This is a genomic window from Massilia sp. TWP1-3-3, from assembly GCF_049897805.1.
In the GTDB taxonomy this organism is placed as follows: Bacteria; Pseudomonadota; Gammaproteobacteria; order Burkholderiales; family Burkholderiaceae_D; genus Telluria_A.
Genome location: NZ_JAFCWX010000001.1, coordinates 217042 through 238363 on the forward strand (window position 1 = coordinate 217042; position 21322 = coordinate 238363).

At 62.7% G+C, this 21322-nt stretch carries 16 protein-coding genes and 1 tRNA gene; 3 read left to right on the forward strand and 14 right to left on the reverse strand.

Going from position 1 to position 21322, the window contains the following annotated elements; all coding sequences use genetic code 11:
- Positions 1–103 precede the first annotated feature (103 nt).
- The 6 genes from ACP7D4_RS01005 to ACP7D4_RS01030 all read right to left on the reverse strand — a co-directional run bounded on the left by ACP7D4_RS01005 (position 104) and on the right by ACP7D4_RS01030 (position 5630).
- Complete coding sequence (locus ACP7D4_RS01005; protein ID WP_426101429.1) at positions 104–745, reverse strand: 50S ribosomal protein L25/general stress protein Ctc; 642 nt, start codon at positions 743–745, stop codon at positions 104–106.
- A gap of 251 nt (positions 746–996) precedes the next feature.
- The gene (locus ACP7D4_RS01010; RefSeq protein ID WP_426101431.1) at positions 997–1947 is read right to left on the reverse strand and encodes a ribose-phosphate pyrophosphokinase; all 951 of its coding nucleotides are present in this window, start codon (positions 1945–1947) and stop codon (positions 997–999) included.
- 151 nt (positions 1948–2098) lie between these two features.
- Positions 2099–2175 (reverse strand) — tRNA-Gln (locus ACP7D4_RS01015).
- Positions 2176–2241: 66 nt separating this feature from the next.
- Positions 2242–3147, reverse strand: coding sequence for a 4-(cytidine 5'-diphospho)-2-C-methyl-D-erythritol kinase (gene ispE / locus ACP7D4_RS01020; protein WP_426101433.1), 906 nt, complete (start codon positions 3145–3147; stop codon positions 2242–2244).
- A 2-nt stretch (positions 3148–3149) separates the two neighbouring features.
- Positions 3150–3776, reverse strand: coding sequence for a lipoprotein insertase outer membrane protein LolB (locus tag ACP7D4_RS01025; RefSeq protein ID WP_426101435.1), 627 nt, complete (start codon positions 3774–3776; stop codon positions 3150–3152).
- Positions 3777–3851: 75 nt separating this feature from the next.
- Entirely contained in the window at positions 3852–5630 is a 1779-nt protein-coding gene (locus tag ACP7D4_RS01030) for a tetratricopeptide repeat protein (protein ID WP_426101437.1), read from the reverse strand.
- Positions 5631–5706: 76 nt separating this feature from the next.
- On the opposite strand from ACP7D4_RS01030, the gene mutM reads away from it, so the two are divergent.
- The 3 genes from mutM to mutY are packed head-to-tail and all read left to right on the forward strand — an operon-like array spanning position 5707 to position 9615.
- Complete coding sequence (gene mutM, locus ACP7D4_RS01035; RefSeq protein ID WP_426101439.1) at positions 5707–6540, forward strand: bifunctional DNA-formamidopyrimidine glycosylase/DNA-(apurinic or apyrimidinic site) lyase; 834 nt, start codon at positions 5707–5709, stop codon at positions 6538–6540.
- Between the two features lie 49 nt (positions 6541–6589).
- Positions 6590–8521, forward strand: a complete 1932-nt coding sequence (locus ACP7D4_RS01040; RefSeq protein WP_426101874.1) for a dynamin family protein — start codon at positions 6590–6592, stop codon at positions 8519–8521.
- A complete protein-coding gene (gene mutY, locus ACP7D4_RS01045; protein WP_426101441.1) occupies positions 8518–9615 on the forward strand; it encodes an A/G-specific adenine glycosylase in 1098 nt (365 codons plus the stop codon). Before ACP7D4_RS01040 ends, mutY begins: the two co-directional genes overlap by 4 nt.
- A gap of 42 nt (positions 9616–9657) precedes the next feature.
- On the opposite strand, the gene ACP7D4_RS01050 is transcribed toward mutY, so the two are convergent.
- From ACP7D4_RS01050 to ACP7D4_RS01085, 8 genes are read right to left on the reverse strand one after another with little or no spacing between them, the layout of a single operon-like run.
- Positions 9658–10797, reverse strand: a complete 1140-nt coding sequence (locus ACP7D4_RS01050; protein ID WP_426207545.1) for a deoxyguanosinetriphosphate triphosphohydrolase — start codon at positions 10795–10797, stop codon at positions 9658–9660.
- 29 nt (positions 10798–10826) lie between these two features.
- Entirely contained in the window at positions 10827–12455 is a 1629-nt protein-coding gene (gene aroKB / locus ACP7D4_RS01055; protein WP_426101876.1) for a bifunctional shikimate kinase/3-dehydroquinate synthase AroKB, read from the reverse strand.
- A 29-nt stretch (positions 12456–12484) separates the two neighbouring features.
- A complete protein-coding gene (locus ACP7D4_RS01060) occupies positions 12485–15967 on the reverse strand; it encodes a beta strand repeat-containing protein (RefSeq protein WP_426207546.1) in 3483 nt (1160 codons plus the stop codon).
- A gap of 27 nt (positions 15968–15994) precedes the next feature.
- Positions 15995–18172, reverse strand: coding sequence for a type IV pilus secretin PilQ (gene pilQ, locus ACP7D4_RS01065; protein WP_426101447.1), 2178 nt, complete (start codon positions 18170–18172; stop codon positions 15995–15997).
- Positions 18169–18714, reverse strand: a complete 546-nt coding sequence (locus ACP7D4_RS01070; RefSeq protein WP_426207547.1) for a pilus assembly protein PilP — start codon at positions 18712–18714, stop codon at positions 18169–18171. Before ACP7D4_RS01070 ends, pilQ begins: the two co-directional genes overlap by 4 nt.
- A complete protein-coding gene (locus ACP7D4_RS01075; protein ID WP_426101451.1) occupies positions 18711–19373 on the reverse strand; it encodes a type 4a pilus biogenesis protein PilO in 663 nt (220 codons plus the stop codon). Before ACP7D4_RS01075 ends, ACP7D4_RS01070 begins: the two co-directional genes overlap by 4 nt.
- Before the next feature lie 18 nt (positions 19374–19391).
- A complete protein-coding gene (locus ACP7D4_RS01080; RefSeq protein WP_426101453.1) occupies positions 19392–20027 on the reverse strand; it encodes a PilN domain-containing protein in 636 nt (211 codons plus the stop codon).
- Complete coding sequence (locus ACP7D4_RS01085) at positions 20027–21103, reverse strand: pilus assembly protein PilM (RefSeq protein ID WP_426207548.1); 1077 nt, start codon at positions 21101–21103, stop codon at positions 20027–20029. The genes ACP7D4_RS01080 and ACP7D4_RS01085 overlap by 1 nt, the downstream gene beginning before the upstream one ends.
- Positions 21104–21322 lie beyond the last annotated feature (219 nt).

Here is a 21322-nt window from a genome sequence, read left to right on the forward strand (position 1 = left end):
GTTGTAGTGAGGTGTCGCAAGGATAGCAGACGTTAAAAAACCCGCGCGGCGCGAGCCAGGCGGGCTTTCCATCCATTTTCCGCATTGCTGCGGAAAAAGATAATTACTTCTTCTTGCCGGCTGGCTTGGCAGCAGGAGCGGCGGCTGGCGCTTCTGCGGCGGCAGCGGTGGCTTCAGCGGACACGTGGCCAGCCGGAACCGACGCGGTAGCGACGGTCGGGTTCTTGCCGTGGGTGATTGCGGTTACGCCTTTTGGCAGCGACAGGTCGTTCACGTGGATCGAGTGGCCAACGTCGATGGTCGACAGGTCAACTTCGATGAACTCAGGCAGGTCGGTAGCCAGGCAGGAAACGTCGAGCGACTCCATCACGTGCGAGATGGTTGCGCCGTGCAGTTTGACTGCTGGCGAAACGTCGGCGTTCGTGAAGTGCAGCGAGATCTTCTTGTGCAGCTTGCTCTTTGCGTCAACGCGCTGGAAGTCAGCGTGCAGGACCAGTTGCTTAAATGCGTGCATCTGGAAGTCGCGCAGCAGCACTGGCTGGGTCGTGCCGTCGATTTCCAGGTCCAGTACGGAACCGTGGAACGCTTCTTTTTTAAGCGCGTGGTACAGGGCGTTGCCGTCCAGTGCGATCATGACGGGGGCTTGCTCGCCACCGTAGATGATGCCTGGGGTTTGGCCAGAAATGCGCAGGCGGCGGCTCGCTCCGGACCCCTGCAAAGTGCGATTGAATGCGATAACTTTCATGTGTTGCTCCAAAAATTGCAGGGCTAGATTGCCCCACGGTGTGAAAACCCCCGCGACCAGGGGTTTTCGAAAACGGCCGTCAACAACAACGGCCGGAAAAATCTGACTTGAGATACCCGTAGGGCGGAAAAGCGCCAGCGCATTCCGCCATGAGCCGTCAATGACTCATGTCGGAATGCGAGGGGAACTCAGAGCCCGGAGCTTTTCCACCCTACGAATTTCGACGATGACGGACGGCTTACCGCTAATTCTTAATCAATAAACAGCGACATCACCGAGTCGCCCTTGCTGATCCGCTTGAACGTCTCGGCCAGCAAAGGTGCGCACGTCAGCTGGCGAATCTTGCTGCAAGCCAAAGCTGCCGCGGACAGCGGAATGGTATCGCACACCACCAGTTCGTCCAGTGGCGAGGCGGCAATGCGGTCAATCGCCGGGCCCGACAATACTGGGTGGGTACAGTAAGCAACAACCTTCTTGGCGCCGCGCTCCTTGAGCACTTCGGCCGCCTTGGTCAGCGTGCCGGCGGTGTCGACCATGTCATCCATGATCACGCAGTTGCGCCCTTCAACTTCACCAATGATGTTCATCACTTCCGACACGTTCGCCTTTGGGCGGCGCTTGTCGATGATGGCCAGGTCGCAGCCGAGGCGCTTGGCCAGCGCACGGGCGCGCACTACGCCGCCAACGTCGGGCGACACGACCAGCAGGTCGTCGTAGTTGCGCTTTTGCAGGTCGCCCAGCAAGATGGGGGAAGCGTAGATGTTATCTACCGGAATATCGAAGAAGCCCTGGATCTGGTCTGCGTGCAAGTCCATGATCAAAACGCGCTCGACGCCGGCTTTTTCAAGCATGTTGGCGACGACCTTGGCGGAAATGGCCACGCGGGCGGAACGGGGACGGCGATCCTGGCGGGCATAACCGAAGTAAGGAATCGCGGCGGTGATGCGCCCGGCCGAGGCGCGCTTGAGCGCGTCGACCATCAGGATGATTTCCATCAGGCTATCGTTGGTGGGGGCACAAGTCGATTGCAGCACGAAGACGTCTTTACCGCGGACATTTTCGTTGATTTCGACCATCACTTCGCCATCTGAAAACTTGGAGACGACTGCCTTGCCAAGTGGGATGCCGAGGTTTTTTGCAACTCCTTCAGCCAGGGCCGGGTTAGCGTTTCCGGTAAAAACCATCAGGTTTTCGTAAGCCATGGGAGTCCCAAGAGGTAAGCGTTGATTTCTTGAATGACGACAGCCAGATATTCCTGGACGCCGCTTGTACTATAGGATGACCCGCGAGAGCGAGGCCACCGCGCTCGCCTGCTGGACGCTGACTTCGCATCGACAGATCAGGCTAAACGAATGGCAGGGGAACAAGGAGTCGAACCTTGGTATGCTGGAATCAAAATCCAGTGCCTTAACCAGCTTGGCGATTCCCCTACGCAACTGACTACTTGTCGTCACATTCAACGCATTTTACCGTCGAACTCAACGCCAAGCCAAATTTTATACTACATCCGGCTCAACTTGCAACACAGCGTGAAGCGGATGCCGCGCCAGCGCTTGTGCTTTCCAGGCGAGCCAGACGGCAGGCATGTCAGCCAGCACCGCATCGCATTCGCTCTCGCTGGAAAACGCGCAAAACACACACGCTCCTGAGCCAGTCATCCTGGCATCACCGTAAGACCCCAGCCATTCGATCGCCTGAGCTACCGGCGGGAACAGCAAAGATGCTACAAGCTGCAAATCATTTTTACCAAACTGCTGGAAGTCTGCTCGACTTGTCAGGTGCCTGGAAAAGTCCGCTATTCTGACGGGTTTCGTGTTCCTTGTCAAATGATCAGAGCAAAAAATTGCTGCCGTGGGCACTGCAACCCCTGGCTCGATGACGACGTACCAACAATCGGGCGTGTGCACGGCTTGCAGGTCTGCGCCTACACCTTCGGCAAATGCGCTTTCACCAAAGATGAAAAACGGGATGTCGGCCCCCAGCGGCAAGGCCAGAGCGATCATATCCTGGCGCGACAGTCCAGACCCCCAGATTCGATTGACCGCCATCAAAGCCGTGGCCGCGTCCGACGAGCCGCCGCCCAGGCCGCCGCCCATGGGCAATATTTTGTCGATGGCGACATCGATGCCGGGCGCCGCGACCCCGTGGCGGCGCAAGTGCTCGGCCTGCAGCAGGCGCAGGATGCGTACGATGAGGTCATGCTCTTCGGGCACGCCGGGAACATCGGTCGTGCGGCGCACCTGCCCGTCGGCGCGCAGGTCGAAATGCAGCACATCGCCGTGATCGATCAGCTGGAACACGGTTTGCAGCAAGTGGTAGCCGTCGGCGCGCCGGCCATTCACATGCAGGAACAGATTCAGTTTGGCCGGCGCCGGGCAGTGATGCAGGAACGTCAATGCCATGCTCAGCCCTTCGGGTCGACCAAGATGCGCAGCGCCAGCTGGCCGCTCGTTGCGGTGGCGTCGCGCTGGGCGTCGATGCGGCGTGGCACGGGCAAGGCGCCGGGTGCGTCTTGCCCGCTGACCTCTTGCCAGCTGACAAAGGTCAGCTTCCAGCCATCTGCCGTGGTGACGGTGTTGTTGGCGGGCGAAGCGGCAAAGCGCTTGCCGTTGGCGAGCGTGGCATAGCCTTGCAGCCAGTCGCGCAGGCCCGACACGGGCAAGGCAAAGCCCAGCGTTTGCGCGGCCAGGGTGTCGATGTCACGCGCGATGCGCGGCACCTGGCCGCCTTGCGTCAGCGTGGCCGCGTCTGGCGTGACGGAAATTTTCGCCATCGTCTGACCGGTTGGCGACAGCAGCGAGACGCCCGTTTCGCGCGCTGTCTGGGCCCAGGCGAACTTGACGGACAGTAGGTCCGGCTTGCCGTCGCGCTCGTAGTTGACGAGCAGGCGGCCGGTCAGGTCGATGGCGTCGCGATAGGCGCCAACGACCGTGTCGGGCGCAGGGGCGGTGCGGGTGCCAGTGGTGGCGCAAGCCGACAACAGTGCGCAGGCGAGCGCGGTAGCGACCGCTCGTAGCAAATTATTTTTCATTGATGCAATTTCCAGAAAATGCGGCCCGCCAGGGCGAAGAAAAGCATTATCGCCCATTTGGCGTTAACCGCAGCGTTACAGGCTCAGCTGCAATCGCGCCAGCGTGCTCTTGAGGGCATCGTTCTTGGGATCCTTGGCGCGCGCTTCGCGCCACAGTTTTTGCGCGTCGTCTTTCTGGCCTTTTTTCCATAACACTTCGCCCAGGTGCACGGCAATATCGACATCGCTGCGCAGCGCATAGGCCCGCCGCAAGTGCTGTTCCGCCTGGTCGAGATTGCCTAGCCGGTACTGCACCCAGCCCATGCTGTCCATGATGAACGGGTCGCCCGGTGCCATTGCCAGCGCCTTGCCGATCAGCGCCAGCGCTTCTGGCAGGCGCACGTTGCGCTCGGCCAGCGAGTAGCCCAGCGCGTTGTAGGCGTGGTGGTTGTCCGGCGCCTGTTCCATGACCGTGCGCAGCGTGGTTTCCATGACGTCCAGGCGGCCGGTTTTTTCGGCCAGCAACGCAAAATCGTACAGCAGGTCCGGGTTCGACGGAAAGCGCTTGGCGCCGGCGGCCAGCAGCGCGTAGGCCGCCTCGTTCTGGCCGGCGTCGCGCAAGACCTGGCCCTGGGCCAGCACCACCAGCGCCTGGTCGGACGGGGCCTCGGCCTTGAGCGCGCCAAGAAATGCGCGCGCCCCTTCAAGGTCGCCCTGGCGGGCCATCAATTGGCCGCGCCGGACCTGGGCCGAAAAATACGTCTCGCCTTCTCCGGGTGCGACTTTTTCAAGCCAGCGCTGGGCCGCTTTCAAGTCGCCGCGCTCTTGCGCGAGCTGCGCCAGGATCAGCAGCACCTTGCCCGGGTCGCGCTCATCGTCGTCGCTTTTTTCGAGCAGGTCGACATATTGCGCAAAGTATTTCTCGGCGCCGGCAACGTCGTCCAGCTGCATCGATACCAGTGCAAGCGCATATACGGTGCCCGCGTTGGCGCCGTCTTGCCTGAGCAGCTCGGTGAACTCGGCGCGCGCCAGTTGGTACTGCTTCTGGCCCAGCAGCACGCGCGCGCGCGCAGCGCGCACTTCGCGCGCCTTGGGATTGGCCGCCAAAAACCTGAGCAGCAAGGCATCGACCTCGGCCTGGTCGCGCGTGACCTGCGCCAGCGTCAGGACCGCGATTTCAGAGTCGGGTTTGCTCGCCAGCGCCGCCTGCGCCTGGCGCGCGGCGCGCTCGACGTCGCCGCGCGCAAAGGCAGTTTGCGCCAGCAGCAAGCGCGCCTCGAAGGTGTCGGCGTAGGGAGCGAGCAGGCGCTCGAGGAGCGCGCCGGCCTTGTCCTTGTCGCTGGCGCGCAGCAGGTATTGCTGGACCTGGTACATGGCCATGCCGCGCGCGGCCGGCGTGGCTTCCTTGAGGCGCTGGGCGAACAGGGTTTCAGCTTCCGACAGGTCGTCCGACAGCACGGCCAGCCCCAGGTAATACTGGGCCGCCTCGTCGGAGGCGGGCGCCAGTTCGCGCCACAGGCGCACCGCGGCCAGCGATTCGCCGCTTTGCCGGGCCTGCAGCGCCACTTCGGCCGCGCGGCGCGCCAGGCGCGGGTCGCGCGTTTGCTGGGCCAGCCCCAGCATGGCCATGTAGGCGCTGCGCCAGTCGCCGCCACGGGCGTCAAGCTCGGCCTTCATGAGGCGGTACAGCAAGTCGCGCGTCAGCGGCACCTTGGGCAGCGTTGCATCCTCGGCGATGGCGTCCGAGTCGGCGTCAAAGTCGCCGGCGACTGCCACCGGCATGGGCTCGATGCGCGCGGGGGCCTGCTGTGCGGGCGCCACGGCGCACGCCGAGATCAGGCTAGAGAGGGTTACAATAACGAAAGCGTTTTTCAAGGCAATTCCAGAATGACGGCGGCACAGATCAATTCTGCGCCCACCTGTTCAATTTACACCATTTCGCCAATCTCCCATGCCTGAACTGCCAGAAGTCGAAGTCACCCGGCGCGGCGTCGCGCCCCACCTGGAAGGCCGCGTCGTCGACAGCGTGCTGGCGCGCCGCGAGGGCCTGCGCTGGCCCTTCCCCGCCGGCCTGTCCGGCAAGCTGGCCGGACGCACCATCGCGCACATTGGCCGGCGCGGCAAATACCTGCTGATCGGCTTTGAACACGGCACCTTGATCATCCACCTGGGCATGTCGGGCCACCTGCGCGTGTTGCCAGTCGATACGCTACCCAGAACGCATGACCATTTCGACCTGGTGGTGCACGGCGCGCATGGCTTGCAAGTGCTGCGCCTGAACGATCCGCGCCGCTTTGGCGCGGTGCTGTGGCACGCGGCCGACGACGGCGACCTGGACCAGCACGTGTTGCTGCGCGGCCTTGGCGTGGAGCCGCTCGAAGACGCGTTTTCGGGCGCCCTGCTGTACCGCGCCACGCGGCGCCGTTCGGCGCCCATCAAGCAGGTGCTGCTGGCCGGCGACATTGTCGTCGGCGTGGGTAATATTTATGCGTGCGAGAGCTTGTTTCGGGCCGGCATCAACCCGAAAACCTCGGCGGCGCGCATTGGACGTGAACGTTATGACAAGCTGGCGCTCGCCATCCGTCAGATTCTAGCCGAGGCAATTGTGCAAGGAGGCAGCACTTTGCGTGATTTTATTGCCGTCAACGGGCAATCGGGCTATTTCCAACAGACATATTTCGTCTATGATCGTGCAGGCGTACCCTGCAAAATTTGTGGCACGGCAGTACGCCAAATCAGACAGGGACAGCGGTCGACTTTTTATTGTGTTATTTGTCAAAAATAACAAATTGCCAGGTTCGCAAGGATCGGCGCGCGAGGTGAATGTGAGCATCATGGTGCAGGATTTTGAGCAGTACACGCAGTGGCGCCAGGCAGTCGTCGCCGCCCTCGAGGAGTACCGGCGCTGGGTCGCGCAGGCCGAGCTGACCGACCAGGCCACCGACCAGCGCATCGCGCGCGCGCTCGCGCGCCTGGCTGACGACAAGCTGTCGGTCGCCTTTGTGGCGGAGTTTTCGCGCGGCAAATCCGAGCTGATCAACGCGCTATTCTTCGCCGATTATGGCCAGCGCATCTTGCCGTCGGCGGCCGGTCGCACCACCATGTGCCCGACCGAGCTGATGTACGACGCCGCCTTCCCGCCCTGCCTGCGTTTGCTGCCGATCGAAACGCGCGCCACCCATTTGTCGACCAGCGATTATCGAGAAGACGCTTCTGCCTGGACCGTGCTGCCGCTGGCGCTGGACGCCGGCGACGAGATGAGCGAAACGTTCAAGCAGGTCAGCATGACCAAGCAGGTGAGCATCGCCGAAGCGAAACGCTACGGCCTGTACGACGAGACCGACCCGGACATCGCTTCCACGCTGGACGGCGACGGCATGATTGAAATTTCGCTGTGGCGCCACGCGATCATCAACTACCCGCACCCGCTGTTAAAGCAAGGCCTGGTCATCCTCGACACGCCGGGCTTGAACGCGATCGGCACCGAGCCGGAACTGACGCTCAACCTGATTCCGAGCGCGCACGCGGTGCTGTTTATCCTGGCTGCCGAAACGGGCGTAACCAAGAGCGACATCGAAGTGTGGCGCACGCATATCGGGCCGGGCGCCGGGCGCATCGTGGTACTCAATAAGATCGATGCGATGTGGGATGAACTGAAGTCCGAAGCGGACAATAATGCCGAGATCGAGCGCCAGCAGGCCAGCGTGGCGCATATGCTCGCGATCGATCCGCGCCAGGTGTTCCCGGTGTCGGCCCAAAAGGCCTTGGTCGGCAAGATCAACGCCGACATGGCACTGCTGGAAAAGAGCCGCTTGGGCGCGCTGGAGGCAGCGCTGTTCAACGAAATGATCCCGGCCAAGCAGGACATCATCCGCAAGCAGCTGGCCGACGACCTGGGCGCCCTGATCGCCACGCAGCAGGGCATGCTGGCTGCGCGCGTGCGCAACATCGTCGAGCAGCTGCAGGAACTCAAGTCCCTGCGCGGCAAGAACAAGAGCGTGATCTCGCACATGATGAAGCGGGTCGAAGTGGAGAAAAAGGAGTTCGACAGCAGCCTGTTCAAGCTGCAGGGCACGCGCTCGGTGTTTGCGCGCCTGTCCACCGAGTTGTACACCACGCTGGGCATGGAGCTGGTGCAAACTGAAATCACCAAGGTGCGCGAAGCGATGGAAGCGTCGCGCTTTGCCACCGGCATGCGCGGCCCGGTCAAGGAATTTTTTGAGCAGGCGCGCGTGAACCTGGATATCTCGTCGGGCAAGATCGGCGAGATCAGCGAAATGATGGAGATCATGTACCGCAAGTTCGCGGCCGAACACGGCCTGACGCTGGCGGTGCCGATGGCGTTCTCGATCGAGAAGTACCGGCGCGAACTGGACAAGATCGAAGAAGTCTACAGCAAGCAGTTCGGTACCACCACGCTCTTGATGACGAGCCGCAGCCAGATCCTGGAACGCTTTTTCGATTCGATCGCCTCGCGCGTGCGGCGCACCTTCCGCGCCGCCAATGCCGACGTCGAAGCATGGCTGAAAGTGATCATGTCGCCGATCGAAGCGCAGATCCGCCAGCACAAGGACCAGCTCAAGCACCGCCTGGCCTCGATCCAGCGCATCCACGATGCGTCGGACACGCTCGAGACCAAGATCACTTCCTTTGAATCGAGCCAGCTGCAGGTCGAGCAGGTCAAGGCGCGCCTGGCGCAGCTGGCCGGCGGCGTCACCATGGCGATGAACGCGGGTTCGGCGCCGGCGCTGGTGGCCGCTGCGTGAAACGCCTGACCGAGTTCGACGAACTGGCCGACCCGTCGTTTTCGCTCGCGGTTGTCGCGTGGCAGAAAACGCACGGCCGACACGCGCTGCCGTGGCAGAACACGACCGACGCTTACCGCATCTGGCTGTCCGAAATCATGCTGCAGCAAACCCAGGTCGCCGCCGTGCTGGGCTACTATGCGCGCTTCCTGGAACGCTTCCCTACGCTGCAGGCGCTCGCTGATGCGCCCGCTGAAGAGGTGATGGCGCAGTGGAGCGGCTTAGGCTACTACACCCGCGCGCGCAACCTGCATGCCTGCGCCAGGCGCGTGGTGGCCGAGTACGATGGCGTGTTCCCCACTGACCCGGCATTGCTGGCCGACCTGCCGGGCATCGGGCGTTCGACGGCGGCGGCAGTGTCGGCTTTTTCAAGCGGCACGCGCGCGGCGATTTTGGATGGCAACGTCAAGCGCGTGTTTGCGCGGGTGTTCGGCATCGAGCAGTTCCCGGGCGAGAAAAAGGTGGAGGACGGGCTGTGGAAGCGCGCCGAAGCTTTGCTGCCGCAGACGGGTATCGAAGCCTACACGCAGGGCTTGATGGACCTGGGGGCCACGTTATGCACGCGCAGCCGGCCCGATTGCTCCCGTTGTCCGCTGCAGCAGCGCTGCGTGGCGCATGCCACCGGCCGCACTGCCGAACTACCGGTCAGAAAGCCGAAGAAGACGATTCCCGAAAAGCAGGCGGCTTTGCTGATCGTGCTCGATGGCGGTCAGGTACTGCTCGAGCAGCGCGCCCAAAGCGGGATTTGGGGCGGGCTGATGTCGCTGCCGGAGGTGGGCGGGCATGGCGCGCGCGGTCAGGTCGATGAGGCGGCGATGCTGGCTGCCGCGGCCGCGTTTGGCGAGGTTGAAGAGATGCAGGCGCTGCTGCCGCTGGTGCATGTGTTCACGCATTATCGGCTGCATATTGCGCCGTACAAAGTGGCGTTGGCCAGACGTGGCGCGACGCCGCAGCAGCATCTGTGGTGGGATCTGGCGGACATACAACGGGCTCCGCTGCCGGCACCGGTTAAAAAACTGTTATCGGAACTGGCCAAGCCAACGCTGTTTTCGTAGGGCGGAAAAGCGTAGCGCATTCCGCCCTACAGGTTTAGAGAGCTACAGCTCTTCGAGCGAGAATATGCGGCGGTGCTCGCGGATCGCGTAGCGGTCCGTCATGCCGGCGATATAGTCGGCGATCTTGCGCGCCTGTTTGGCCGACTCGCCCGACCCATCCTGATAGTCCGGCGGCAGCAGCACCGGCTCGGCCATGAAGGCTTCATACAGTTCGCGCACGATGCGGCTCGCTTTGACGCGCATCCGGTTGACCTTGAAATGGCGGTACAGATTGGCGCGCAAAAACCGTTTGAGCTCCGTCGCGTCCTTGCGCATCGGGTCGGAAAAACGAATCAGCGGCGCACTGGCGCGCACCGCGTCCACGTCGCTTGGGGCGGCCTCCTGCAGCAGCGCGCTGGAAGTGGCGATCAGGTCGTCGGCCAGCACCGTGATCAGGCGCCTTAGTGTCTCGTAAATGGCGCGCCGTCCGGACAGGCCCGGGTAGGCAGCCTGCACTTCATGCCAGCGGCGCGCAAAAAAGTCGACTTCCTCAAGCTGCGCAATCGTGATCAGCCCCGAACGCAAGCCATCGTCGATATCGTGGCTGTTGTAGGCAATTTCGTCGGCCAGATTGGTCAGCTGCGCTTCCAGGCTGGGCTGGGTGCGGTCGATAAAGCGCTGGGCCACCGGCCCCAGTTCCCTGGCGTTGGCCAGCGAGCAGTGCTTGAGGATGCCTTCGCGCGTGTCAAACATCAGGTTCAGGCCGTCGAAGGCGCCGTAGTGCTCCTCCAGGGTGTCGACCACGCGCAGGCTTTGCAGGTTGTGTTCAAAACCGCCGAAGTCCTGCATGCATTCGTTGAGCACGTCCTGCCCCACGTGGCCGAATGGGGTGTGGCCCAGGTCGTGCGCCAGCGCCAGCGCTTCGACCAGGTCTTCGTTCAGGCGCAGATTGCGCGCCATCGAGCGGCCCACCTGGGCCACCTCGAGGCTGTGGGTCAGGCGCGTGCGGAACATGTCGCCCTCGTGATTGAGGAAGACCTGGGTCTTGTATTCGAGGCGGCGAAAGGCCGAGCAGTGGATAATGCGGTCGCGGTCGCGCTGGAATTCGCTGCGCGAGGCATGCGCCGCTTCGGGGTAGCGGCGCCCGCGCGCCGTGGCCGACTGCACGGCGTAGGGCGCGAGGTGCTGGTCTGCGGGGTTCATGCTCGACTCATGCTCAACTCATGCTCAACTTAGCTGGACTTGACGCAGGCGCCCAGCGTTGCCAGCAGCAGCGCTTGCGGCACGCCCTGGATGCTCGGGCTGCCCAGCGGCTTCATCAAGATGAACTTGATCGCGCCGCCTTCGTTTTTCTTGTCCACTTCCATCAGCTCGAGCCAGCGTTCGGTGCCCAGGTCGGGCGCCTCGGTGGGCAGGCCGGCGGCGGCCACCAAAGCGCGCATCCGCGCCACGGTGGCAAAGTCGACCAGCCCTGCGCGGTGCGACAAATCGGCCGCCATGACCATGCCGCAGCCGACCGCCTCGCCGTGCAGCCACTGGCCGTAGCCCAGGCCAGCTTCAATCGCGTGGCCGAAGGTATGGCCAAAATTGAGGATGGCGCGCAGGCCGCCTTCGCGCTCGTCCTGGCGCACCACATCGGCCTTGATTTCGCACGAGCGCGAAATGGCATGCGCCAGCGCCTGCGGCTCGCGCGCCATCAGGGCGCCGACATTCTGTTCGATCCAGTCGAAGAACGCGGCGTCGATAATGGCGCCATGCTTGATCACTTCGGCCAGGCCGGCCGACAGTTCGCGCGCCGGCAAGGTGGCCAGCGTGGCGGTATCGGCCAGCACCGCGCGCGGCTGGTAAAAAGCGCCGATCATGTTCTTGCCGAGCGGGTGATTGAGGCCAGTCTTGCCACCAACGGACGAATCGACCTGCGAGAGCAGCGTGGTGGGAATTTGCACGAACGGCACGCCGCGCATGTAGCTGGCCGCGGCAAAGCCGGTCAGGTCGCCGATCACGCCGCCGCCCAGCGCCACCATGGTGGTCTTGCGGTCGCATTTGTTGGCCAGCAGTGCGTCGAACACTTGCATCAGGCTGGCCCAGTTTTTATGTTCTTCGCCGTCGGGCAGCACGATGGCGTGCACCTCGTGCCCTGCCGCGCGCAACGGTGCGGCGACCTGCTCCAAGTACAGCGGGGCGACGGTGGTGTTGGTGACAATGGCCACCTTGCGACCGACAATATGCTGGGCCAGCAGGGACGGGTCGGCCAGCAGGCCGGCGCCGATGGAAATCGGGTAGCTGCGCTCACCGAGGTCAACATGGAGGGAAATGGAAGATTGCTGGTTCATCGATGGTTCGGTATCTTGGGCGCGCCCAGACCCGGCGCCGGAGTTTTCGAGCGCGGCAAGCTGCGCCAGAATGGTCTGCACCATCGATTGTACGTTAGGTCGGCCGGTGTCGATGACCAGGTCGGCAATTTCGCGGTACAGCGGCTCGCGCTGGGCGGTCAGTTCCTCGAGTTTCTTGCGCGGGTCGGCCGTTTGCAGCAGTGGGCGGTTCTTGTCGTTGGAGGTGCGCAGCATGATGCTGCTGACACTGGCCCGTAAATAGACAACGCGCCCCCGTTGCTTGAGATAGGCACGGTTGCGCGCATCGAGCACGGCACCGCCGCCGGTGGCGAGCACGATGCCGTCCTGCGCCGTCAGGTCGCGGATGACTTCCGCTTCGCGCCGGCGAAAACTGTCCTCGCCTTCGATTTCGAAGATCCACGGGATCGAGGCGCCGGTGCGGGCCTCGATCTCGTGGTCGGAATCGATAAAGCGTTTTCCTAATTTCCTGGCAAGGATGCGGCCGATGGTGGTCTTGCCCGCGCCCATCAACCCTACCAGGAAGATGTTTCCTGAACTCAAGGCGCCGTGAACCGGTAGGTGTAGGTCGACGCAGTTTGCAAGCTCGGCGACTTGAGTACGATGCCGAACGAACCAGCCTCACACGTATCGGACGGGGTGATCAACACATTATGGATGGTACCGCCCGGAACGGAGGTCGATGCCACGAGATTTGGCGACACTGAACTTACTGCCACTTTTTTCACATCGGCGGTACCCACCGTGGTCTCGGAAGGCAAGGGGTTGTTGTGCAGGTCGTACAGGCGGAACGCTACTGACTGCGCCTGGCAGCCAGGGCCCGTCAGCCCGGTGACGACGAACTGGTCGCCGTCAGCGGCGATCCAGTCGCGGCAACTGCCCGCGCCGCACACCTGGCGGATCAAATTCGGCACGGCATCGCTGAAGGTGATCTCGGCCTGGGCGCGGATGTAGTTCAAGCCCCACTTGCCATTGCCCGCAGCGACAAAGCTGGTGCGGTTGTACGGGACAGGCAAGTCGCCGTTCGAAAAATCGTAACTGCCGTCAAGTGCACCATAGCGGGGGATGTTCTGGAAGCCAAACACCGACCCGAGGACCCCGGCATCAAGGAAAGGATCGCCCAGATCGGTGAACGGCTCGCCGCCGCTATTGCAGGTATCGACCAGCGGACGATACACCCCGGTGCCGTCGGCAGAAGTGAAGTCACTGCAGCTGTACTGACCGTCGCCATTGACGTCGACGAAGTCTTCGATACCTTGCACGAAGGCCAGCACGGTAACCCGGCCGTTGGCAGGACGGAAGTTCTGGCTCTTGAGCGTGACGCTGCAACCACCATTGATGGTCTGGCAACCGCCCTGGGCCGAGGAACCGATGGCGCCGCCTTCGGTGACAAAACTGACCGCCGTGTTATCCGAAATCGGATTGCCGTATTGGTCGGCCATGCGAATCGTTACGTTGGCAATGGCGCCATCGACATTCCAGCCATTGATGTTGTAGCTGTCCACGCTGAGCGACATCGACTTCTGGATCGGCAGGCCGGTCGAGATGATCAGGGTGTCGGACAGCCCGCTGATGGTCTTGCCATTGCGGCTGGCCTGCGCCAGCACGCGCACCGGGGTCGGAATCGTACCCGACGACACCGTGGTGGTCACCTGGCCGGTGGCGTCGGTGGTGCCAGCGGCTGGAGCAACGGACAGCCCGCCGGTCGCGGTGGACGGCCGGAAGGTGACGGCCACGCCGGCCAGGCCGACATTGTTTTCGTCAAGCACGCGGAAGGTCAGCAGCGCCGATTCCTGGCGCCCCTGGCCGCCCGAGCCCTTGAGCACGATCGACTGGCCGGTCGGGTTCGAACTGACGAACTGGATGGTGCCGATATTGGCGGCATCAACGGCAATCGTGGTGTTCATCGACGAGCTGCCCAGCGTGGCGGTGAGAACGTCGGTGCCGCGGGTGCAGCCTTTGTTGACGTAGGTGGCGGTCTGGACGCCGTTGGTGAAGGTGCCCGCTACCAGCGTGGCGGTGCCGTCGCTGACGCACAGCGAGGTCAGCACCAGGCCGGGGGCCGATGCTGCCGGACGACCGCCGGTGGTGATGCCGATATTGAGCGCAGCGCTGCTTTGCGAAGGCAGCGAGCCCACCGGCGCCGGCGAAAAGGCCATGCTCGACACGGTCAGCGGAGCGGCAACCACCGAGACGTTGGTGGTGGCGCTGGCGGTCTTGCCGGCAACAACTGCCGTGGCGCTGATCGCCACCGCACCTGCCGAGCTGATGCTGGCGGGAGACACGGCGATCACGGCGAAGCCGGACGCATCGGTCAGCGCAGAACCGGACTGTGGCGTAAATACCAGCAGCGGGCTGCTGATGGTGTATTCCACGATGACATTCGGCACCACCGCCCCGTTACTGTCCTTGATCAGGCTGCGCACGTTGGCAGACTGGGTGCCGGACAACGAGGTGATTGCGGCATTGGTGTTGTCGACAACGGTCAGCGCCATGGTCGGATTGGCGGGCACGCCAGCCGGGCCGACCGCGATATTGACGGTGGCGCTCACCGGAGCATTGTTCACGATCGCGCTAGCGATAATGCCAACGGCGCCGGCCACGGTAGTGGAGGCAGGCTTGACCGTAATCACGGCAACGCCGTTGGCGTCGGTCAGCGACGAGGCAGAATCAGGAGTAAATGCCAGCAACGGATCGGTCAACGTGAATTTGACAATGGCATTCGGCACAACCGCGCCGGTGCCCGACTTGAGGACAACGCGTACGGTACCGCTCTGGGTGCCGGACAGCGAACCGAGCGGGGCATTAGCGCTGTTGACGACGGTCACGGCCAGGGTCGGCTCGACGACGGCCACTGCGGGGCCCACGGACACGTTGACACTGCCCCTGGCCGCCACATTCTCCACCGTCACACTGGCGGCAATGGCAACCGCACCAGCCGACGTAACCGAGGTGGGCTTGACCTTCAGCTCGGCAACGCCGTTGGCATCGGTCAGCGCCGTGGCCGAATCAGGAATGAATACCAGCAGCGGATCGGACAGCGTGAACTTGACGATGGTATTTGCCACGGGCAAACCGGCTTTTGACTTGACGAAAGCGCGCACGGTGCCGCTCTGGGTGCCGGACAACGAACCGAGCGGGGCATTGGAGCCGTCGACCACGGTAACGGCCAGGGTCGGCTCGACAACTGCGCCTGCGGCGATCACAGACAGGTTGAAGCTGCCCCTGGCCGTTACGTTCTCCACCGTCGTAGTGGCGGCAATGGCAACCGCACCGGCCGAACTGGCCGAGCTCGGCGTGACCTTTAGCTCGGCAACGCCATTCACATCAGTCAGCGCCGAGGCCGAATCAGGAATGAACACTAGCAGAGGATCGGACAGCGTAAACTTGACGATGACGTTTGCCACCGGCAAGCCGGCTTTTGACTTGACGAGCGCGCGTACGGTGGCTGTCTGGGTGCCGGACAGCGAACCAAGCGGGGCATTGGCGCTGTCGACCAGGGTGACGGCCAGAGTCGGATCGAGGACAACGCCTGCGGGCCCCACCGCCAAGTTGATACTGCCCGTGACAGGAGCGTTCTCCACCGTCGCCGTGGCCGTAATGGCCAGCGCGCCAGCCGCAGCGGCCGAGGTCGGCTTGACCGTTATCACGGCAACGCCCTTGTCATCGGTCAGCGCCGAGGCCGAATCAGGAGTGAATACGAGCAGCGGATCGGACAGGCTGAACTTGACAATGGCATTTGCCACCGGCAAGCCGGCTTTCGACTTGACGACGGCGCGCACGGTGGCCGTCTGTGTGCCAGACAGGCCCGTGAGCACGGTGCCGTCGGCCGCGACGGCAGTCACGGTCACACTCGCTACCGCGACGGGCGTCCCCGGCGTCCCCGGAGTGGTGCCGCTGCCCGGAACCGAGCCGGGGCTGCCGCCGCCGCCGCCGCAGGCCACCAGCGCGGCCGACAGCGAGGCCGCGACCAACAGCCGGGCAGGCCGGGCCAATGCACTTTGTATGAGTTTGAGAAACATTTTGTAGTCCTGGTAAATAATCTGCAATTAACGTGTCGTCAAGCGTTCGGCAATGATCTTCGGCGTAATGAACACCAACAACTCCGTCTTGGTGCTCTGGCGCGCCGTGGTCTTGAACAGGTTGCCCAGCACCGGCAAGTCACCGAGGAACGGCACTTTGCTGACATTGTTGGTGTCTTGCTGTTGGTAAATCCCGCCCAGCACCACGGTACCGCCATTTTCAACCATCACCTTCGTCTGCACGTGCTGCGTATTGATGGCGAAGCCGGCGCGCGTCTCGTCGCCCTTGGAATCCTTGTTCACGTTGACGTCCAGAATCACATTGCCGTCAGGGGTGATCTGGGGCGTCACTTCCAGGCGCAGGTTGGCCTTCTTGAAAAAGATCGAGGTGGCGCCGCTGCTGGTAGCGACCTGGTAAGGCAGCTCGATACCCTGCTCGATGACGGCCAAGACATTGTCTTGGGTAACCACGCGCGGGCTGGAGATGATCTTGCCCTTGCCGTCAGCTTCGAGGGCCGACAGTTCCAAATTCAGGAAGCGGTTGGCCGCGGCCGAAAACAGGCTGGCCGCGAGCGAAGCGGGCGCCACGCCATTGATGCCCTGGGCCGGCAAGTTCACCAGTTGCTGGTTGGACCAGGCGTCGCCGGCGTCGGGGGTCTGGCGCGTCACCTGGCCGACGCCGGTGTAATTGCCGCCGATGGCGATGCGCTCGTTGCCCGACACCTGGTAGCCGGCGTCGCCGCCGCGCAAACCGCGCAAGTCGGCAAAACCGAGCTTGACGCCAAGGTTACGGCTAAAGCCATCGTTCGCTTCGACCAGGCGTGCTTCGATCAACACCTGGCGCGAGGCAATGTCGGTTTTCTGGATCAGCTTGCGGATGTCTTCAAGACGCGAAGGAATATCGGTCACAAACAATTGATTGCTGCGGGGATCAATGATGGCACTGCCGCGCTTGGACAGCACGCGGTTCTGCCCACTGGTGCCGCTGGCGCCGCCACCGGCGTCCAGACCGAACACGGTACGGAACGCTTCAGCCTTCTGGTAGTTCAGCTGGAAGATTTCCGACTTGAGTGGTTCGAGGTCGGCGATCTGCGCCTTTTGTTCCAGTTCCAGCTTTTCCTTGGTCAGCAGCTCTTCTTTCGGGGCGATCCACAACACGGTGCCGTTCTTGCGCATGTCCAGGCCCTTGGCCTGCAGCATTGCGTTGAGCGCCTGGTCCCATGGCACTTCCTTCAAGTTCATCGTCAGGTTGCCGGTGACGGACTCGCTGGTGATGATGTTCAGGCCCGAAATGTCGGCGATCGCTTGCAGCGCGGCGCGCACTTCCACGTTCTGGAAGTTAAAGGTAATTTTCTCGCCACGGTAGCCCTGGGTGCCCTGGGTCAGCGCGTTCGGGTCTTCCTTGATCGGCTTGACGTCGATCACGAGCTGGGTGTCGCTCTGGTACACGGTCTGTTCCCACAAGCCGCGCGCTTCCACGGTCATGCGCACATTGTCGCCTTGCGGCACAGTGGTGATCTGCGACACGGGAGTGCCGAAGTCGGTCGTGTCGAGCCGGCGCCGCAGCGTGTCGGGCAAGCCGGTCTTCATGAAGTCGACCACGATGCTGTTGCCGACCTGGCGCACGTCGACCGCTACCTGATTGTGCGGCAGGTCGACCACGACGCGCCCTTCACCATTGGCGCCCTTGCGGAAGTCCAGGTTCTTGAGCATGGAGCGTTTTGGCGCGCCGGCCACAACGGGGGCGACGACCGCGATGCCGGCGCCGTTGACAGCCTGGGCCACGCCGCCGGAACCGTCGACGGTGACGATGACGGATTTGCCATCGATGGCCATCGCATAGTTCAGTGAACGCTTCAGGCTGAACACGAGGCGGGTGCGCTCGCCAGCCTGTACCACGTTGACCGAACGCACGTCGCCTAGGTTGACTTCCTGCGCCGTCTTGCCGGTGTTGTTGGCGGTAGAGCCGAAGTCGAGCGCAATGCGGGTCGGGTTAGCGATCGTAAAGCCGAGCGGCAACTTGGTGGGCGCGTTTTTCAGCGCGATGTTGAGCACCACGTTGCCGCCCTGCTGGGCGGCCGTGATCGATTCGATCGCGTTTTCCTGGGCCGTCGCATGCTGTGCGAACAGGGTCAGAGCCAGCAATGCGCCCATGCGTGCCGCCAGCGCGGTCACGGCGGTGAAATTTTTTCTTAGTGCGATCATTTCTTGGTCTCCTTACTTTCCTGCAACTCAAGCTTCGTCATGCGCTCGACCCATTCGCCGCCAGCGTCCTGAACTCTTTCCGCGACATTGATGGCGCTGTCGGCCACCCCCGTCACGACGCCGAAATTCTGGCCCAATTTTTGCCCTTTTTTGACCTGGTGCACGGCGCGGTCAATCTGGATCAGGCCATAGTTTACGCCCGCCTTGTTAATCGTTCCCACCATCACCATGCCATCGAGCGGAAAGGTCTCCAGATATTCCTTGCGCCGCTCGGTGTCCGGCTTGAGCGGATTGGGAATCGCGTTGGCCGAACGCGCCAGTTCGGCCAACAGCTTGTTGGCGTCGAACGGCTCGATCTCGTCGCGTACGCCATAGGCGAAGGGAATGAACGTTTTCGGTTCCGAGATCGGCTCGACGCTGATCTTGGTGCCGGCCTTGACGCCCGCCATCCAGGTGTTGATTTCAGCCTCGTCGCTGCCGCCGCAGCCGGCCAGCAGCGCGCCGCCCAGCAGCAGCGCGAGGGCATGTCGCAGTGTCGTCATTTTGGCTTGCCTTTCTTCAGGTCCGCAGCGGCCTTGCGCTGCGACGACACTTCATCCATGTCGAGGTAGCGGAACGTCTTGGCGACCGCATCGAGCACCAGGGTGCCGTTGGTGCCGGTGGTGAGCGACATGTTGTTGAGCGTGACAATGCGCGGCAAATTGGCCATGTCGCTGGCAAATGCGCCAATGTCATGGTAGGAGCCGACCACCCGGATATCGATGGGCTGCTCGGCATAATAGTCGCGCACCACCACCGCCCCCGGCTTGAACAGGTCAAACGTCAAGCCGCGCCCGGTGCCGGCCTGGTTGATGTCCGACAGCAGGGCCGCCATTTCCGCCTTGCCCGGCAATTGCTTCTGGAGCCGCTCGACATACTGGTCGACCTGCATTTTCTGCAGCTTGAGGGCGGGCAGATTGATCGCCGACGAAATTTTGGTGGTGTACTCGTCCTTGAGCGTGGTTTCCTGCGCCACCAGCGTATCGTGGGCTTCGAACTGGCCGCTCCAGTAAAAGAAGTAACCGGCCGCCACCACGGCAGCGGCCATGCCCAGGCCGCACAGCAGGCGCGGCGCGAGCGGCCACTGGCCGGGCGGCAGGCCGGCCAGGTTCTTGAACTGGCCGCTGAGCGACTGGCCGGCCCTTTTGAGATCTATATTCATCGTCGTATCCGTTCTCGGCTATTTGGGCGCAGGCGCGGCGGGCGTGACAATGACGCCGGTAACGGGCTTGACGCCGCCCTCGACCTTGTCCTTGTCGCGCGGCCGCTTGATGCCCACTGACATGGTGAACTCGCCGATTTTCTTGCCGTTCTTGCTGCCCACCAGCGGCACTGCGCGCACTTCCACCAATTCCGGCTTTTCCAGCCAGACCGAGCCAGTCGACAAGTTGCGCAGCAGTTCAGCCACCCGCTCTTGCGACTGGGCGCTGCCCGTCAGGAGCACTTTCTGGCCTTCCTGGCGGAACGAGCGCAGGTACACGCCCTGCGGCGTCTGGCGCACCAGCTCTTCGAGCAAGTACACCGGCTGGTTGCGATCGCCCTGCAAGTCCTCGACCGCCTGCTGACGTGCCTTGAGCGCTTCGATTTCCTGCTTGAGGGTGGCGATTTCCGCGATTTCCTTGTCCAGCGCCGCATTGGCGCGCGTGAGCACGGCATTGCGGTCGCTCTGGCTGTCATTGCGCGCGGCATTGTAGCCGCTGACCATGATCACGATCACCGCGCCGATGACGGCCGAGGCGGCCAGCAGCGCCATGAAGGCGGTTTTCTTGGCCTTGCGCCTGGCTTCCCGGTGGGGAAGCAGATTAATTTTGATCATCAGCCAAACCTCCGCAGGGCCAGCCCGCAGGCGACAAGATAGGCGGGCGCCTCGGCACGCAATTGCTGCTCGCGCACGGAGGGACCGAGCGACATGCCCTTGAACGGCGACACCACCGCGCTACTGATCTTGGTGCGGTTGGCAACAATGTCGAGCAGGCCGGGAATCAGCGCGCAGCCGCCGGCCAGGAACAACTGGTCGATGCGGGTGTACGGCGTGGACGTGTAGAAAAACTGGATGGCGCGCGTGACTTCCAGCGCAGCGCTTTCCAGAAACGGCATCAACAATTCAGCCGGGTAGCCTTCCGGCAGCTCGCCCGACTTCTTCTTGGCGTCGGCGTCCTCGAACGAGAGGCCATAGGCGCGTACGATGTCCTGGGTCAGCTGGTTGCCGCCGAAAGGCTGCTCGCGCTCGTAGATGGTTTCGCCGTCAAGCATGACGGAAATATGGGTCACTTGCGCCCCGATCTGGAACAGGGCCACGATCTGGCCGGCGCCGGCATGCGGCATCTGGGCCGTGATGCGGTCGAGCGCGGCGCGCGCGGCGTACGATTCGATGTCCATCACGACTGCCGTCAGGCCGGCCGCTTCGGCGATCGCGACCCGGTCCTCGACCTTTTCGCGGCGCGACGCGGCCAGCATGACTTCAATATCTTCGGGGGAACTGGCAGCCGGGCCGATCACGTCGAAGTCGAGGCTCACTTCGTCGAGCGCGAACGGGATGTACTGGCTGGCCTCGGACTCGACCTGCATTTCAAGCTGGTCTTCGGACAAGCCGGCCGGCAAGATGATCTTCTTGGTGATCACGGACGCCGGCGGCATGCCCAGCGCCACCAGCTTGACGCGGGTGCCGCTCTTCTTCCAGACCCGGCGCACCGCTTCGGAAACCAGCTCGATATTTTCGATATTGCCGTCCACCACGGCGCCACGCGCCAGCGGCTCGGACGCATAACGCTCCAAGCGCAGCTCATTTTTGCCGATCACCACCAATTCCACCAGGCGCACGCCCGACGTACTGATGTCCAGCCCCAATAAAGGCGGACTGGCCTGACCGAACAAAGAACCCAGATTGATCATCGAGCGTACTCCCTCACCTACCGACTTGATTGCTTACGCTGCAAAAGCGACTCTGCAGAACGATTATTTAAACGGCATCTATGGTGTTTAATTGTTATAAAACCGCCATTTACACACTACTCATAAGACACTACATTAAATCGTAGCAACTATCCTGAGTAGCTGTAAAGGTATTTCTGTCGAGGAATATCAAACGGTCGGGCGGGAAAGATACACTCT